Source organism: Microbacterium sp. AC145 (genome assembly GCF_979258505.1).
In genome coordinates, this window is sequence record NZ_OZ409859.1 from 1,978,271 (window position 1) to 1,991,936 (window position 13,666).

At 67.3% G+C, this 13,666-nt stretch carries 18 protein-coding genes; 8 read left to right on the top strand and 10 right to left on the bottom strand.

Annotated elements, in window-relative coordinates; translation table 11 throughout:
* The first annotated feature begins 30 nt into the window (after positions 1-30).
* A complete protein-coding gene (locus ACZZZN_RS09670) occupies positions 31-612 on the top strand; it encodes a 1-acyl-sn-glycerol-3-phosphate acyltransferase (protein ID WP_463504945.1) in 582 nt (193 codons plus the stop codon).
* A gap of 3 nt (positions 613-615) precedes the next feature.
* On the opposite strand, the gene ACZZZN_RS09675 is transcribed toward ACZZZN_RS09670, so the two are convergent.
* The gene (locus ACZZZN_RS09675; protein ID WP_463504946.1) at positions 616-843 is read right to left on the bottom strand and encodes a hypothetical protein; all 228 of its coding nucleotides are present in this window, start codon (positions 841-843) and stop codon (positions 616-618) included.
* Between the two features lie 81 nt (positions 844-924).
* Here ACZZZN_RS09675 and ACZZZN_RS09680 point away from each other — a divergent pair, with 81 nt between their 5' ends.
* A complete protein-coding gene (locus tag ACZZZN_RS09680; RefSeq protein ID WP_463504947.1) occupies positions 925-1,479 on the top strand; it encodes a DUF6328 family protein in 555 nt (184 codons plus the stop codon).
* Positions 1,480-1,503: 24 nt separating this feature from the next.
* On the opposite strand, the gene ACZZZN_RS09685 is transcribed toward ACZZZN_RS09680, so the two are convergent.
* Complete coding sequence (locus ACZZZN_RS09685; protein WP_463504948.1) at positions 1,504-2,046, bottom strand: Dps family protein; 543 nt, start codon at positions 2,044-2,046, stop codon at positions 1,504-1,506.
* Positions 2,047-2,148: 102 nt separating this feature from the next.
* Between ACZZZN_RS09685 and ACZZZN_RS09690 the strand changes: the two genes are divergently transcribed.
* From ACZZZN_RS09690 to ACZZZN_RS09700, 3 genes are all read left to right on the top strand, one after another.
* Positions 2,149-2,685, top strand: coding sequence for a GNAT family N-acetyltransferase (locus ACZZZN_RS09690; protein WP_463504949.1), 537 nt, complete (start codon positions 2,149-2,151; stop codon positions 2,683-2,685).
* A 76-nt stretch (positions 2,686-2,761) separates the two neighbouring features.
* Positions 2,762-3,061: a Fe-S cluster assembly protein HesB gene (locus ACZZZN_RS09695; RefSeq protein WP_201469276.1), complete on the top strand. Its 300-nt coding sequence runs from the start codon at positions 2,762-2,764 to the stop codon at positions 3,059-3,061.
* Positions 3,062-3,191: 130 nt separating this feature from the next.
* The gene (locus ACZZZN_RS09700) at positions 3,192-3,536 is read left to right on the top strand and encodes a LysR family transcriptional regulator (protein WP_463504950.1); all 345 of its coding nucleotides are present in this window, start codon (positions 3,192-3,194) and stop codon (positions 3,534-3,536) included.
* A 3-nt stretch (positions 3,537-3,539) separates the two neighbouring features.
* Here the strand turns inward: ACZZZN_RS09700 and ACZZZN_RS09705 are convergent, their stop codons facing one another.
* Genes ACZZZN_RS09705 through ACZZZN_RS09715 form a run of 3 tightly spaced genes read right to left on the bottom strand, consistent with a single transcriptional unit; the run spans position 3,540 to position 6,338 of the window.
* Positions 3,540-5,204 carry an ABC-F family ATP-binding cassette domain-containing protein gene (locus tag ACZZZN_RS09705; protein WP_463504951.1) on the bottom strand — a complete coding sequence of 555 codons (1,665 nt, stop codon included), beginning with the start codon at positions 5,202-5,204 and terminating at the stop codon, positions 3,540-3,542.
* A 28-nt stretch (positions 5,205-5,232) separates the two neighbouring features.
* Positions 5,233-5,769, bottom strand: a complete 537-nt coding sequence (locus ACZZZN_RS09710; protein ID WP_463504952.1) for an isochorismatase family protein — start codon at positions 5,767-5,769, stop codon at positions 5,233-5,235.
* Positions 5,770-5,774: 5 nt separating this feature from the next.
* Entirely contained in the window at positions 5,775-6,338 is a 564-nt protein-coding gene (locus ACZZZN_RS09715) for an alpha/beta fold hydrolase (RefSeq protein WP_463504953.1), read from the bottom strand.
* Positions 6,339-6,573: 235 nt separating this feature from the next.
* Here ACZZZN_RS09715 and ACZZZN_RS09720 point away from each other — a divergent pair, with 235 nt between their 5' ends.
* Complete coding sequence (locus ACZZZN_RS09720) at positions 6,574-7,680, top strand: N(5)-(carboxyethyl)ornithine synthase (RefSeq protein ID WP_463506576.1); 1,107 nt, start codon at positions 6,574-6,576, stop codon at positions 7,678-7,680.
* A gap of 18 nt (positions 7,681-7,698) precedes the next feature.
* Here ACZZZN_RS09720 and ACZZZN_RS09725 read toward each other — a convergent pair whose 3' ends face one another.
* The gene (locus ACZZZN_RS09725; RefSeq protein ID WP_463504954.1) at positions 7,699-7,854 is read right to left on the bottom strand and encodes a hypothetical protein; all 156 of its coding nucleotides are present in this window, start codon (positions 7,852-7,854) and stop codon (positions 7,699-7,701) included.
* Between the two features lie 41 nt (positions 7,855-7,895).
* Positions 7,896-9,662 carry a GNAT family N-acetyltransferase gene (locus tag ACZZZN_RS09730; protein ID WP_463504955.1) on the bottom strand — a complete coding sequence of 589 codons (1,767 nt, stop codon included), beginning with the start codon at positions 9,660-9,662 and terminating at the stop codon, positions 7,896-7,898.
* 84 nt (positions 9,663-9,746) lie between these two features.
* Here ACZZZN_RS09730 and ACZZZN_RS09735 point away from each other — a divergent pair, with 84 nt between their 5' ends.
* Together ACZZZN_RS09735 and ACZZZN_RS09740 are read left to right on the top strand one after the other, a co-directional pair.
* Positions 9,747-10,526 carry an alpha/beta fold hydrolase gene (locus ACZZZN_RS09735; RefSeq protein WP_463504956.1) on the top strand — a complete coding sequence of 260 codons (780 nt, stop codon included), beginning with the start codon at positions 9,747-9,749 and terminating at the stop codon, positions 10,524-10,526.
* A gap of 184 nt (positions 10,527-10,710) precedes the next feature.
* Positions 10,711-11,001, top strand: coding sequence for a hypothetical protein (locus ACZZZN_RS09740; RefSeq protein WP_463504957.1), 291 nt, complete (start codon positions 10,711-10,713; stop codon positions 10,999-11,001).
* A 63-nt stretch (positions 11,002-11,064) separates the two neighbouring features.
* On the opposite strand, the gene ychF is transcribed toward ACZZZN_RS09740, so the two are convergent.
* From ychF to ACZZZN_RS09755, 3 genes are read right to left on the bottom strand one after another with little or no spacing between them, the layout of a single operon-like run.
* On the bottom strand, positions 11,065-12,138 hold the full coding sequence (gene ychF, locus ACZZZN_RS09745; RefSeq protein WP_463504958.1) for a redox-regulated ATPase YchF: 1,074 nt from the start codon (positions 12,136-12,138) through the stop codon (positions 11,065-11,067).
* Positions 12,139-12,149: 11 nt separating this feature from the next.
* On the bottom strand, positions 12,150-12,884 hold the full coding sequence (locus ACZZZN_RS09750) for an HAD family hydrolase (RefSeq protein WP_463504959.1): 735 nt from the start codon (positions 12,882-12,884) through the stop codon (positions 12,150-12,152).
* Positions 12,877-13,626, bottom strand: coding sequence for a class I SAM-dependent methyltransferase (locus ACZZZN_RS09755; protein WP_463504960.1), 750 nt, complete (start codon positions 13,624-13,626; stop codon positions 12,877-12,879). Before ACZZZN_RS09755 ends, ACZZZN_RS09750 begins: the two co-directional genes overlap by 8 nt.
* Between the last annotated feature and the right edge of the window lie 40 nt (positions 13,627-13,666).

The window sequence follows — 13,666 nt, forward strand, 5'->3', positions numbered from 1 at the left end:
ACGACAGCTGTGCTCCCCTACGGTTGACGAGTGCTCAAACGACTCGCCGCCCGACTCTATTGGACGTTCAGCCGCTGGACCCTCACCGCCGAGGGAACCCCGACGCGACCGACGATCCTGATCGGCGCGCCGCACACCTCGAACTGGGACTTCGTCCTGATGCTCGCCATCGCGTGGCACCTGCGCATCGAAGTGCACTGGCTGGGCAAGAGCAGCCTCTTTCGCGGGTGGCGCGGTCCGATCATGCGGGGCATCGGCGGCATCCCCGTCGATCGGGCGGACCCTGCCCGCGTCGTGAACGACGTCGTCACGCAGGTCCACTCGGGAAGCGTGTTCGGACTGGTGATCACGCCTGACGGCACCCGCGGGGGCAACGAGTACTGGAAATCGGGTTTCTATCGCATCGCGCGCGAGACAGGCATGCCCGTCACACTCGGATTCGTCGACCGCACCACCATGACCACGGGCCTCGGCCCCACACTCGACCTGACGGGTGACGTACCCGCCGACATGGATCGGATCCGCGCGTTCTACGCCGACAAGTCGGGACTTCGCCCCGAACGGCGAACCGTTCCTCGACTGCGCGAGGAACAGCCGACTGACGAGAGCTGAGTATCACGAGTCGGCGGAGTCGTCGGCGTCGATCTCTGCACGGGTCTCCGAACGGGCGTAGTCGAGGTCCTTCTCCGTGAGGGTCTCGGCCATACCCACCACGGCACCGGTGATCGTCCGGATCTCCTCGCGTGTTCTCTCGCTCAGATGGGGCGCGGCATCACCGAGGACATCGACTCGCGCCTCGAGTGACAGCTGCGGCCACCATTCGCGGATCGGTGGGAGCGTCATCCTGGGCTCCCTGCAGACGAGGACGGACAGAGGAGCGCAACCGGCTGGACAGGATTCGACGGCTGGCACGAGACTGATCGCATGGACCCAGACGACCGAGCAGTACGATCCGCCGAGACCGACGACCGGCGAGACGGACGCGATGAGACGCGGAACGAGCGCGCCGACCGCAACTGGGAGGAGCTGCTGCAAGAGCTGCGGGTCATGCAGACAGGAACGCAGATCCTCACCGGGTTCCTGCTGGCGGTGGCCTTCACTCCGCGGTTCGAGGACATGGACGTGTTCCAACGAGATGTGTACGTCGTACTCGTCGCTCTCGCGGCACTGGCCACCATCCTCGCGCTCGCGCCCGTGGGCATGCATCGGGCACTGTTCGGCAGCAGCCGCAAGCCCGAGCTGGTGCGGGTGGCGGCGCGGATAGTCAAGATCGATCTCGTGGCGATCTCAGCGCTCACGATCGGTGTCACGACCCTCATCATCGACTTCACCGTCGATCGTGCTGCCGGACTCATCGCACTCGTCTCTTCTCTCATCGGAGTTCTTCTGCTCTGGCTCGTGCTCCCGCGCATGGTTCGGCGGGAGGCGAATCAGCGGCGCAGAGTGACGAGCGGGAAGCGATCGCCCGGCGAGGAATGATCCGGGCGACCGCGAGCTCCTACGTCAGCGGCCCGCCGGGCTACGATTCTCCGCGCTGACCATCCAGGCGAACTGCTCGAGGCTCTCGATCACGGCGTGCAGGATGTCGGCTGACGTCGGGTCCTCTTCGTCGACCGCGTCGTGGACCTCGCGGATGGTACCCACGACGGCGTCCAGACGCGCGGTGATCAGGTCGATCGTGTCGGTGGTCGACACCTCGCCCGCCGGGAAGGCCGGCAGCGACGTGGTCTCGACGATCGTGTCCGTGCGACCGTCGGGAATCGCGTGCAGCGCACGCATCCGCTCTGCGACCGTGTCGCTGAAGGTGCGCGCGGCGTCGATGATCTCGTCGAGCTGCCGATGCGTGTCACGGAAGTTGCGGCCGACGACGTTCCAGTGCGCCTGCTTGCCCTGGAGCGAGAGCTCGATGAGGTCCACGAGAACGACCTGCAGGTTCGACGCCAGAGTCGCAGATGCAGTGAACCCCTTCTCCGCGTTCTGTCGTCTGGTCGTCTTCGCGCCGCGCTTCGCCGTGCCGGTGTTCTTCGACTTCGTGTTCTCAGCCATGGTCGTCCTCCTCGTGTCCGATCTGCGACGGTACGTCCGACGACACCTCGACACCGAGGGGGTTGACAGTGCAGACCTCCGCGTCCGATCGTTGCGCAGGTTATGACGACACCGAACACGCACGAACACGACGACGACACGACTTCCGCTGTGGTGATCAGCCCGATCACGGAGGCGGATGCCGGCGAGGTGCTCACCCTGCAGCGCGCGGCCTTCGTCTCGGAGGCCCAGATCTACGGCTCCGCCGACATGCCCCCGCTGACCCAGACGCTGGCGGAGGTCGAGGCAGAGCTGCGCTCGGGTGACGGGTTGACCGCTCGGTTGCGCGGGCGGCTGGTCGGTGCGATCCGCTACGTCGAGGCCGACGGAGTGCTGCTCATAGGCCGCATCGCGATCGCACCCGATGTGCAGGGGGAAGGCATCGGCCGGGCGTTGTTGGACGGCGCGGAGACATCGTCGTCCGCGCAGGTCGCCGAGCTCTTCACCGGCAGCCTCAGCGAGGCGAACATCCGCCTGTACGAGGCGTGCGGATATCGGGAGGCCGAGCGAGTGCCGCAGGGCGACGGCACAGATCAGGTGTTCCTGAGAAAACCTCTGCATCAGGTGGGAGACCCCTCAGAGTCGGGCGCGTCGGGTTGAAACACGTCGACGGGTGCGGAATCGTGGCCCGGACACGCCGCACCCGCGTCGTGACCGCAACCGGAAGGAGAGTCTCGTGCTCACCCTCACCGATAACGCCACCGCAATCGTGAACACCCTCGTCAGCCGTCAGACCGATGCCACCGACGCAGGGCTCCGCATTCACTCCACGCCCGCACCGGGGCCGGACGGAGGCGCTCGCCTCGCCGTCCTCGTGACTCCCGACCCTGAGCCCGCCGACCAGGTGGTCGAAGTCTCCGGCACCCGTCTCTTCCTCGACGAGACCGCTGCGGCGGCTCTCGACGACAAAGTGCTCGATGCCGGCGTGGACGACGAAGGCTCCGTGTCCTTCGCTGTTCTCCCCAAGGTCGCCTGAAGAAGACTCCCCGGATGCCGCGGCTCGTCGAGCCGCGGCATCCGTGCGTCCGGAGCATCTGTGCGTCCGGCTCGCGTAGGTTAGAAGCAGAACCGCGATCGTCGTGGTTCGAGAAGGACCGTACACGCGCATGAAGTTGGCACTGCTCCGTCGCTACGTCGTCCTCGCCGAGACGCTGCACTTCCCCCGCGCCGCGAGAGAGCTGGGGATTCCTCTCGCCTCGCTCTACACCTCGCTGGACAAGCTCGAGGCAGAGGTCGGGCATACGCTGATCAATCGTGAAGGGACGCCGCGTCTGACGAACGTCGGCGAACTCTTCCTCGTCGAGGCCCAGGCGACGGTCGCGGCGGCTCCCCCACCGGCGCCGAAGACGGTGGCACCTGCGGGAGGCAAGGCCAAGGCGTCCAAAGGCAAGGGCCGCGCACCCATCGTGAAAGGCCAGCCGAAGCCGTACAAGAAGCGCCAGGGACGCTGAGCCTCAGCGCTCGGTGACCTGGCCGTTCTCGACGCTCCACCGACGATTCGTGTGCACTGCCTCGAGCATCCGACGGTCATGTGTCACGAGCAGAAGTGTGCCGTCGTAAGACTCGAGCGCCTGCTCCAGCTGCTCGATGGCGGGCAGATCGAGGTGGTTGGTCGGCTCATCGAGCACGAGCAGGTTGACCCCGCGAGCCTGCAGCAGTGCGAGGGCGGCCCGTGTGCGCTCACCGGGCGAGAGCCCCTCGACCGGCCGTGTGACATGGTCTGCCTTGAGCCCGAACTTCGCGAGCAGGGTTCGCACCTCGGCTGAAGCCAGCTCCGGCACCAGCGCCTCGAACACCTCGGCAAGAGGCGCGTCCCCGACGAGGACCGAACGGGCCTGATCGATCTCGCCGATCTGCACGCTGGTGCCGAGACTCGCCGTGCCCTCGACCGGCGTCTGCCGCCCGAGAAGAGCTCGGAGGAGAGTAGATTTGCCCGCACCGTTCGGGCCGGTGATCCCGATGCGGTCACCGGCGTCGACCTGCAGCGAAAGCGGCCCCATGACGAATGCGCCCTGCCGCAACACCGCACTACTGAGCGTCGAGACCACACTGCTCGATCGAGGCGCCGAACCGATGGTGAACTCCAGCTGCCATTCCTTGCGCGGCTCTTCCACCTCGTCGAGTCGGGCGATCCGGCTCTCCATCTGACGCACCTTCTGCGCTTGCTTCTCACTCGACTCTGCCGAGGCCTTGCGCTTGATCTTGTCGTTGTCGGGCGACTTCTTCATGGCGTTGCGCACACCCTGGCTCGACCATTCACGTTGGGTTCGCGCCCGCGCGACGAGGTCCGCCTTCTTGTCGGCGAACTCGTCATACTTCTCGCGAAGGTGCCGTCGCACGACGGCACGCTCTTCGATGAAGGCGTCGTACCCGCCGCCGTAGAGCCGATTCGATCCCTGCGCGAGGTCGAGTTCGAGCACGCGAGTCACGCTGCGGGCCAGGAACTCACGGTCATGACTCACGAGAACGACGCCGCCACGGAGTCCACGGACGAACGACTCGAGCCGGTCGAGGCCGTCGAGGTCGAGGTCGTTGGTCGGTTCGTCGAGAAAGACGATGTCAAAACGTGAGAGCAGCAGGGCAGCGAGGCCGACGCGAGCAGCCTGACCGCCCGAGAGGCCTGTCATGAGCGCGTCCTCGGCGACGCCGCTCTCGCTCGGGAGTCCGAGATCGGCGAGCACCGCGGGGATACGCTCCTCGAGATCGGCAGCTCCACTGGCGAGCCAGCGATCGAGCGCCTGAGAGTAGGTGTCGGCCGGGTCGGTGCCGGCCGGTGCGAGGGTCGGGTCGCCGAGCGCCGCTGCCGCCGCATCCATCTCCTGCGTCGCCGTCGCACAGCCGGTGCGACGTGCGATGTAGCCCGCGACGGTTTCGCCGACCACCCGCTCGTGCTCCTGCGGCAGCCACCCGACGAACGCGTCGGCCGGGGCGAGGGAGATCGAACCCGCCATCGGAGCATCCACGCCCGCCAGAAGCCGGAGCAGAGTCGACTTTCCTGCGCCGTTGGCCCCGACCACCCCGACCACGTCGCCGGGCGCGACCGTCAGATCGAGTCCCTCGAAGAGGATGCGGTGGCCGTAGCCGCCTGCCAGATTCTGGGCGACGAGGGTGGCGGTCATCAGACCAGTCTGTCAGGCCTGCAGCTCGTCAGAGAGCGACGTGTTCGTGCGTGGCGATCGCGAACTCCTGCCCCGGATACCGGAGACCCGAGAAGTACATGTTGGTGTGAGCGACGATCTGTTCGCCCGAGATCGGCACGCCATCCCACTCGGCATCGACCGTGGTGTGCGCGTCGCTCACCAGTGTGACGTCGTATCCCTCGGCCGCCGCACGCTGCATCGTGGTGCGCACACAGAAGTCGGACTGCGCGCCGGTGATCACCAGGTGCGTCGCGCCCAGCTCGTCGAGCGTCTCTCGCAGGGCCGTGTCGGCGAAGGAGTCGCGGTAGTTCTTACGCACCAGCGGCTCTCCCTCCGCGCGGCGCAGTGGCGCGGCGAGCTCCCACTCGGGCGTGCCCACTCCCACGGGATCGTGATGCACCCAGACCACCGGAACGCCACCCGCGCGAGCGCGCTCGACGAGAGCGGCAGCACGCGAGAGCACACCCTCTTCGTCGAAGCATCCGGGTGTCACCCCGGCCTGCAGATCGATCGCGAGGACGACGGTGCGGCGGGGTGCAGCCATCGGGGTCAGTCCCAGTCCAGGTATTCCTCGATGATCACGCCGGTCTCGATCGGGTGATGCATCGGGAACAGGTGATCGCCGGCGATCGTCTTGATGCTCGAGCGGTCGGGCATCGTCGCCTGCAGCGCCTCGGCGGCGGCCGCCGGGGTGACGGTGTCTTCGGTTCCCTGAACGATCAGCACGGGGATCGCCGGCGCGACCGCGATGTCGACGTCCTCGACCCCGAGCAGCAGCAGCCCGTTGGCCCGGTCCGCATGTGCTGCGACCACGGCCCGCGCGATCGTTCCGCCGAACCCGTGACCACCGATCCAGGTGTCTTCGATGCCGACATGATCGATCACGGCGATGACGTCGTCGACGCGCTCGTCCAGTGTCGCCTCAGCGCCCGCCCGATGTCCGATCCGCAGCACGTGGAACCCGGCTTCCTCGGCGAGGTAGTGCGCGGCGACGCCCAGAACGTCTGCCGCGAGCCCCTTCTCCTGGATCAGGACCAGCTTGACCGGGCCGTCTCCCTCATCCACGAAGGGGATGGCGCGGCCCTCTGGCTCGAAGATCTGGGTGTCGGTCATGGGCGCGCGGCTCCTCGTTCGGCTGTCAGGGATCGACCTCAAGCGTAGTCGAGCACCTTCGGGCAGATCCGCCAGCGCGTCGTCTCCCGCTCGCGGGGCGTAGAGTCAGGTCAGGAGCTGACCTTGGTTCCCCGAAGTTGGGAACCCGTTGTCAGACACGACACGCTCGTCCACCGTACGCACCTCACCCTCCACCCCGGAGCTGCTGACCCTCGGCGTGCTGGCCGATTCGTCGATGGAGAATGAGCGGCGCCTGCCCATACATCCCCGGCACCTCGACCGCATCGATGCCGACCTGCGTGCCCGCATGATCGTCGAGCACGGCTACGGCACTGACTTCCAGCTCGAGCCCGGGTACATCGAAGCCCGGGTGGGACGCGTCACCGATCGCGCAGAGGTACTCGCCTCCGCCGACGTCCTGCTGCTGCCCAAACCGCAGCTCGCAGACGTCGCCGAGATCGCCGAAGGGCGGATTCTCTGGGGTTGGCCGCACTGCGTGCAGGACGTGACACTCACGCAGACGGCGATCGACAGCCGCCTCACGCTGATCGCGTTCGAGGCGATGAATCATTGGACGCCGCAGGGCGACATGAGCCTGCACGTCTTCCACAAGAACAACGAACTGGCCGGCTACTGCTCGGTCATCCACGCGATGAGCCTCGTCGGTTCGACCGGGGACTACGGCCCGCGACTCCGTGCGGTCGTCATCGGCTTCGGTGCGACGGCGCGAGGCGCGGTGACCGCACTGAACGCTCACGGGGTGCACGACATCGAGGTGCTGACGCAGCGCGGAGCGGCGGCGGTGGGCTCCCCCATCCACAATTCGCATCTCACCCAGCTCAACACCGACGACGGGCCCACACACCTCAGCACAGTCGACACGCAGGGCGGCCCCGTGCTCCTCCCCGACTTCCTCGCGACGTACGACATCGTCGTCAACTGCACCCTGCAGGACGTCGCAGCTCCGTTGACGTATCTGCGCACCGAGGACCTCGAGCGGTTCACATCGGGCAGCCTGATCATCGACGTCTCCTGCGACGAGGGCATGGGCTTCGAATGGGCGACTCCGACGACGTTCGACGAGCCGATGTTCACAGTGGGCCTGGGCGTGAACTACTACGCCGTCGACCACAGCCCGTCGTACCTGTGGAACTCCGCCACGTGGGACATCAGCGAGGCTCTGCTGCCCTTCCTCCGCACCGTGCTCGAAGGCCCTGAGGCATGGGCCGAGAACTCGACGCTCACACGCGCGATCGAGATCCGGGAGGGAGTGATCCAGAACCCGAGCATCCTGAGCTTCCAGGGCCGAGGCGCCACCTACCCGCACCCACTCGTGGCGTAGCGCGATCCGAGGCCTGCTTCACTCGGAATGCTCGCTGCGGTCTTCGAGGTCGGGTTTCGTCCGCAGGACATCGGCGATCTCCTCCTCCGGCCGCGGCGCGACGGTCTCGTCGAGTTCGAGTTCCGGGACTGACGGCTCGTCCGGGGCGGGTATGTGGTCGGTGTGGTCAGACACGGCGAAGTCCTTCGGTCGGCGACACGTCCCAGCGTACGCCGCTAGATGTGCCGCTTCAGCCCGACGTGGGCGGTCTGATATCCGAGACGGGTATAGAAGGCGCGAGTCCGATCCCGTGCTTCGTCGGTGGTGATCTGTGACAGTCGCGCCCCACGCGCACGCCCGAACTCGTGTGCCCACTCGAGCATCGCCGCACCCAGGCCCTGCGATCGCTCCCCCGGTGCCACTCGCAGCCCCTCGATCTGCAGGCGGGTCGAACCACCGCGGGACAGACCCGGGATGACGGTCAGTTGCATGGTGGCGACGACGCGGTCGGCGCTGTCGCGGACGACCCCCAGATAGTTGGAGGTGTCGCGAGCGACCGCGCTGAACCCCGCCTCATATCGGTCGAGCTCGGCACCCTCACGGTCCGAGCTGAACTCATCGCCCGACAACAGCTCCGCAATCGCCTCGATGTCATCACGGTTCGCACGCTCGAGCCGAAACGTTCGGCCTGCCACCGACAGCCGTCCACGCACCGAGGACCGCGCGTCCGCCTGCAGTCTGGCGACGAGCAGGTCGAGCCACCCGCCGACGTTGGCGCGAGCCTCAGCGGTGTCGGGATAACGGCATCGCAGGTGCAGACCGGACTCATCCAGAATGAACCACAGCATGACGCCGTCGGTGTCGGTCGCCGCGCTGACGTATTGGGCGTCGAGCCCGACGGAGTCGATCCGCACGGGAAGCCTGCGCAGGTCCAGCCACGAGATCGCGAACATTCCGGGAGCCACGGGCATGCCGCCCCACGGCGCGAGTACGTCTGCGAGCGGCCACGCACCGAGTTGCACCGCCTCTTTCACCGCGGCCGCCGCCGCGTGCGGTTCGGCGACGTCCGACTCGAGGACGGAGTTGGTGATGAACCAGCCGACCGAGTCATGCCACTTCTCCTCGAAGCGACTGTGCACGGGGAACACGGCCCGGAGCGGGGTACCTGCCAGCTCACGGGTCACCGCGGTCATCGCGACGACTGCGCGTGCGAGGGTCGAGACGCCGTCGTCACGGGCCTGCGCAGCGAACGCCGCGGCGTCGTCGACATCGAACACGTCGCGCACTTCCACGCGCTCACGATGCGGCTCGGGCGCACCCAGCGACAGCGGAAACTGCGGCATCACGCCACCGCTTTCCGCGATGATGGATTCCCATCGCTGACGCACGTGGTCCGGCGCGGGATCCCGGTCCAGCAGGGCCTGCGTGTGTTCGACGAATGCCGGCACCGGCCGCGGCATCGGCTTCGCGCTGGCTCTCCCCGCGTCGAGCGCGGACAACAGGTCTCGCGCGATCACCAGCATCGACCACATGTCGACGTGCGCGTGGTCCGCTGCGATCACGACCGTGAGCCCGGCAGCAGTCTCCAACACGCACAACCGGTGTGAAGGACGCTGGTACGGCGAACATGCTTCATCGAGGATGTCTCGCAGCGCGTCATTGACCGCCTGGCCAGGGCCCACCTGATGCTCGACCCAGCTACCGGAGCCGATCTCGATCTCGTGGAGCACGGGATCACCATCAGCTCCAGGTGCGAATGCCGTTCTCAGCGTGCCATGGCGCGCGACGACAGCCGACCAGGCATCCGCGATCGCCTCACGCCGAGTCGGTGCGGGCAGCCGGAAGGACAGTGCCATCCAGGAGCCTGGTCGATCGCCCGCCCCGACATGCAGTCGCTGATCGAACGACACGGGGAGGCGCCGACCGAGCGTGGAGGCGCTCACGTCGTACCCCCAGAGCCGTCCGAACGGGAGGCGGAGGTGCGTGACGTTGGTCAGTCGCATGGGCGGTACCTTATCGCCCCCAGATAACCTGAGAATTACACGGCTGCGCGACCCGACACGGTCAGTCGCCGATCGAGGAGCCCGATGCCGACTTTCGAGGTACCCGGAGCCGAGCTGGCCGTCGCGCTGAGCGACGAAGGCGGACACCCGGTCGTCCAGCTGCACGGCCTCACATCGAGCCGGGCGCGCGATCGGGTGCTCAATCTCGACCTCGGTCGAGGGCTCAGCGGAACTCGACTGCTGCGTTACGACGCACGGGGCCATGGCAGGTCGACCGGGCGGAAGGTCCCCGATGACTATCGCTGGCAGAACCTCGCTGAAGACCTTCTGCGAGTGCTCGACCACTGGTTCCCGGGCGAACGCGTGCACGGAGTGGGGCCCTCCATGGGCGCCGCGACCCTCTTGCACGCCGCGACGCTCGAGCCCGACCGCTTCTCCGGCCTCACGCTCATGGTGCCGCCCACCGCGTGGGAGACCAGACCCGATCAAGCCGGGATCTACCGCACGGCGGCAGCGCTCATCGAATCCGACGGTGTGGAAGCGTTCCTCGCCGGCACGCGCGGATCAGTTCCACCTCCGGCGACCGTCGCCGCGCCGGAGACATGGCCCGAGGTCGCCGATGCTCTCCTGCCGTCATTGCTTCGCGGTGCCGGGCTCAGCGACCTGCCCGCCCCTGAAGACGTCGCGCGAATCGATGTGCCGACGGCGATCCTGGCGTGGGTGGACGATCCGGGCCACCCACTGTCGACGGCGGAACACCTCGCCGTGCTGATACCGCACGCGACCCTGACGGTCGCCCGCACGCCGGGAGATGTCGAAGCCTGGCCCGAGGTCTTGCGACAGGACGTCGAGCGTCACGGCTAGATCGGCTGTTCACGCCGAGTTCGCTCGCGACTCGATCTCATCGCGATTGTCGCCCGCTGATGTCACGATCTCCGTGATGGGTGGGGTCCGCCGGTATCGCCGTCTCGTGTTCGCGCTGTCGACGCAGTGATATCTTCATGCCGTGAGGCCAGAGTTCGGGGATGCCGCAGACGCGACTTTCGTCGTGACCATCGTCGTGGACATGCCGATCACCAAGCTCCATGCGCTGGACGTCATAGCCTTCGCGGCGGACAGTGCCATCCGAGACGCACGCACCTCGTCACGACGCGTGCCGCTTTCGCCCGTCGCCTGGGCAGAGGTGCAGATACCACGCTTTGCCGATCCGCCCCCGATCGCCATCGACGTCTGCTCTGACGAAAGCGTCGACGTCGCTCGCGCTGCCGCCGAGCGCCTTGAGGAGGCATTGGTGCAGGTCGGCTGGACCATGCGTGCTCGACGTGGCGACGAGATCTGATACTCGACCTGCGGCTTCGTACGAGCCGCCGCCGATCTCCTCAGCACTCCGGGAGGGCCCCGCTCAGTTGTTGAAGCGGAACTCCACGACGTCGCCGTCCTGCATGACGTAGTCCTTGCCCTCGAGGCGCGCCTTGCCCTTCGAGCGGGCTTCGACGACGGAGCCGGTCTCGACGAGGTCGTCGAACGACACGATCTCGGCCTTGATGAAGCCCTTCTCGAAGTCGGTGTGGATGACTCCGGCGGCCTGCGGCGCCTTCGACCCCTTGGGAATCGTCCAGGCGCGAGCTTCCTTGGGTCCTGCCGTGAGGTACGTCTGCAGACCGAGGGTGTCGAAACCGATGCGGGCGAGCTGGTCGAGGCCCGATTCGTCCTGACCGGTCGACGCGAGAAGCTCTGCGGCGTCCTCGGGGTCGAGGTCGATCAGTTCGGACTCGATCTTCGCGTCGAGGAAGATCGCCTTGGCCGGCGCGACGAGAGCCGCGAGCTCGGCCTTGCGGGCGTCATCCGTGAGCACCGCTTCGTCGACGTTGAAGACGAAGATGACGGGCTTGGACGTCAGCAGTCCCAGTTCGCGGATCGGCGTCAGGTCGATGCCGGCGACCGACAGCAGCACACCGCGCTCGAGAGCATCCTTCGCGGCGTTCGCGGTCTCGAGCACGACCGGCTCGATCTTCTTGCCGCGGACTTCCTTCTCGTACCGCGTGATCGCCTTGTCGACGGTCTCGAGGTCGGCGAGCATGAGCTCGGCGTTGATCGTCTCCATGTCGGACGCCGGGTTGACGGCACCGTCGACGTGCACCACGTCGTCGTCGGCGAAGCCACGGACGACCTGAGCGATGGCATCCGCCTCGCGGATGTTCGCGAGGAACTTGTTGCCGAGACCCTCGCCCTCACTCGCGCCGCGCACGATGCCGGCGATGTCGACGAACGACACGGCCGCGGGCAGGATGCGCTCGCTGCCGAAGATCTCGGCGAGTTTGTCGAGACGAGGATCGGGCAGGTTCACCACCCCGACGTTCGGCTCGATCGTCGCGAACGGATAGTTCGCCGCGAGCACGTCGTTCTTGGTCAGAGCGTTGAAGAGGGTGGACTTGCCGACATTGGGCAGGCCGACGATTCCGATAGTGAGAGCCACGGGGGTCGAGTCTACCGGGCGCGGCTGTCGCTCTCCTGCGTGACCAGCGCGAGGACGCCACGCAGCGAGCTGCTCTCGTCGTGGGGCACGTCGTCCCGAGGCGCGATGCTCGCATCACGATTGATCCAGACCGCGCGCATTCCGACGCCCACCGCGCCGACGACGTCGGCGTCGAAGCTGTCCCCCACGTGCACGGCCTGCGCAGGGCGGATGCCGAGCGCCGCGAGCGCATGGCGGAAGATCTCAGCCTCCGGCTTGACCACACCGAGATCACCGGACGCGATCACCGTGTCGAATCGGTCTTCGATCCCCGATGACACGAGCTTCGCGCGCTGCGATTCGGCCGGGCCGTTCGTGATGAGCCCGAGAGGAATTCGATGCGCTCGCAGGACATCGAGAACCTCGATCGACTCGTCGTAGAGCGTGAAAGTGCTTCTCTCCTCGTGCAGGTGCGTCTCCACGGCTTCGTCCACGAGCGCGGGATCCCCCTGTCCGAAGCGCTCCAGGGTCCGCTGCCAGATGTCCCGCGGCAGCGCATCCCCCGACAGCCCTCCACGCATCCACCGATCTCCGTGGTCCGACCAGCAGTCCCGCCAGGCCGAGGTGTTCGCGGCGAGGATGCCACTGGCCGACAGCCCGTGTCGCCGGGCGAGCGCGAGAGCGGTGCGGCGCACTGCCTCCCCCGCTCCGTCGCGCACGAGGGTGCCGTCGAGATCGAAGAAGACGGCTGCCGCGGGCTCACTCATCTCGCACCGCACGGAACGCGTGGGTGACGTACGGCAGGTCGATCGTCCCCTCGGCGAGGCCGAGTTCGTCGAAGAGTGCGTCCATCCCGCGGACGATCTCCGCCCTCTCCTCCGATGAGGCGGTGATGAGGTAGCTGCGCGAGAGAGCCATCTGATGCAGCTGGGTGCGCGTCATCGGCCGTGTCCACTCCCAGCGCTGCGTCTCGATACGACCGAACGGCTTCTCGATGCGAGGACCGTCGACACCCGAGCCGTTCACCATGTTCTCTGCGGGGCTGCTGTGCATGATGTCGGTCAGCCGCCGCACCCAGTCCACGCGCTCGTCGCGGATGTTCCAGATCAGACCGAGCACACCGCCCGGACGGATGACCCGGCCCAGTTCCGTCGACGCGGCGATCGGCTCGACCCAATGCCACGCCTGACCGAAGACAGCGGCGTCGACGCTCGCATCGGGCAGCGGCATGCGCTCGGCCGATCCTTCGAAGGTCGGGACTCCGGGGACGCTCCGACGCAGGGCCTCGAGCATCGCGGCATCGGGATCGACGGCGACGACCTCGGCACCCGGCGCGTGGGCGAGGACGCGTGTGAGCTTGCCGGTGCCCGCGCCGACGTCGACGATCCGGCGCGATCCGGCAGACATGGGCTCGAGCATCCATGCCACTGCGTCGAAGGGGTACTCCGGCCGCCCTGCCTCGTAGTTCGCGGCCTCTGCGCCGAAGGATGTCGCCCGGTCCACACTCATGTCGCCAGCCTACGGCGCGTCATCCGCCCGTGCTCCGAGC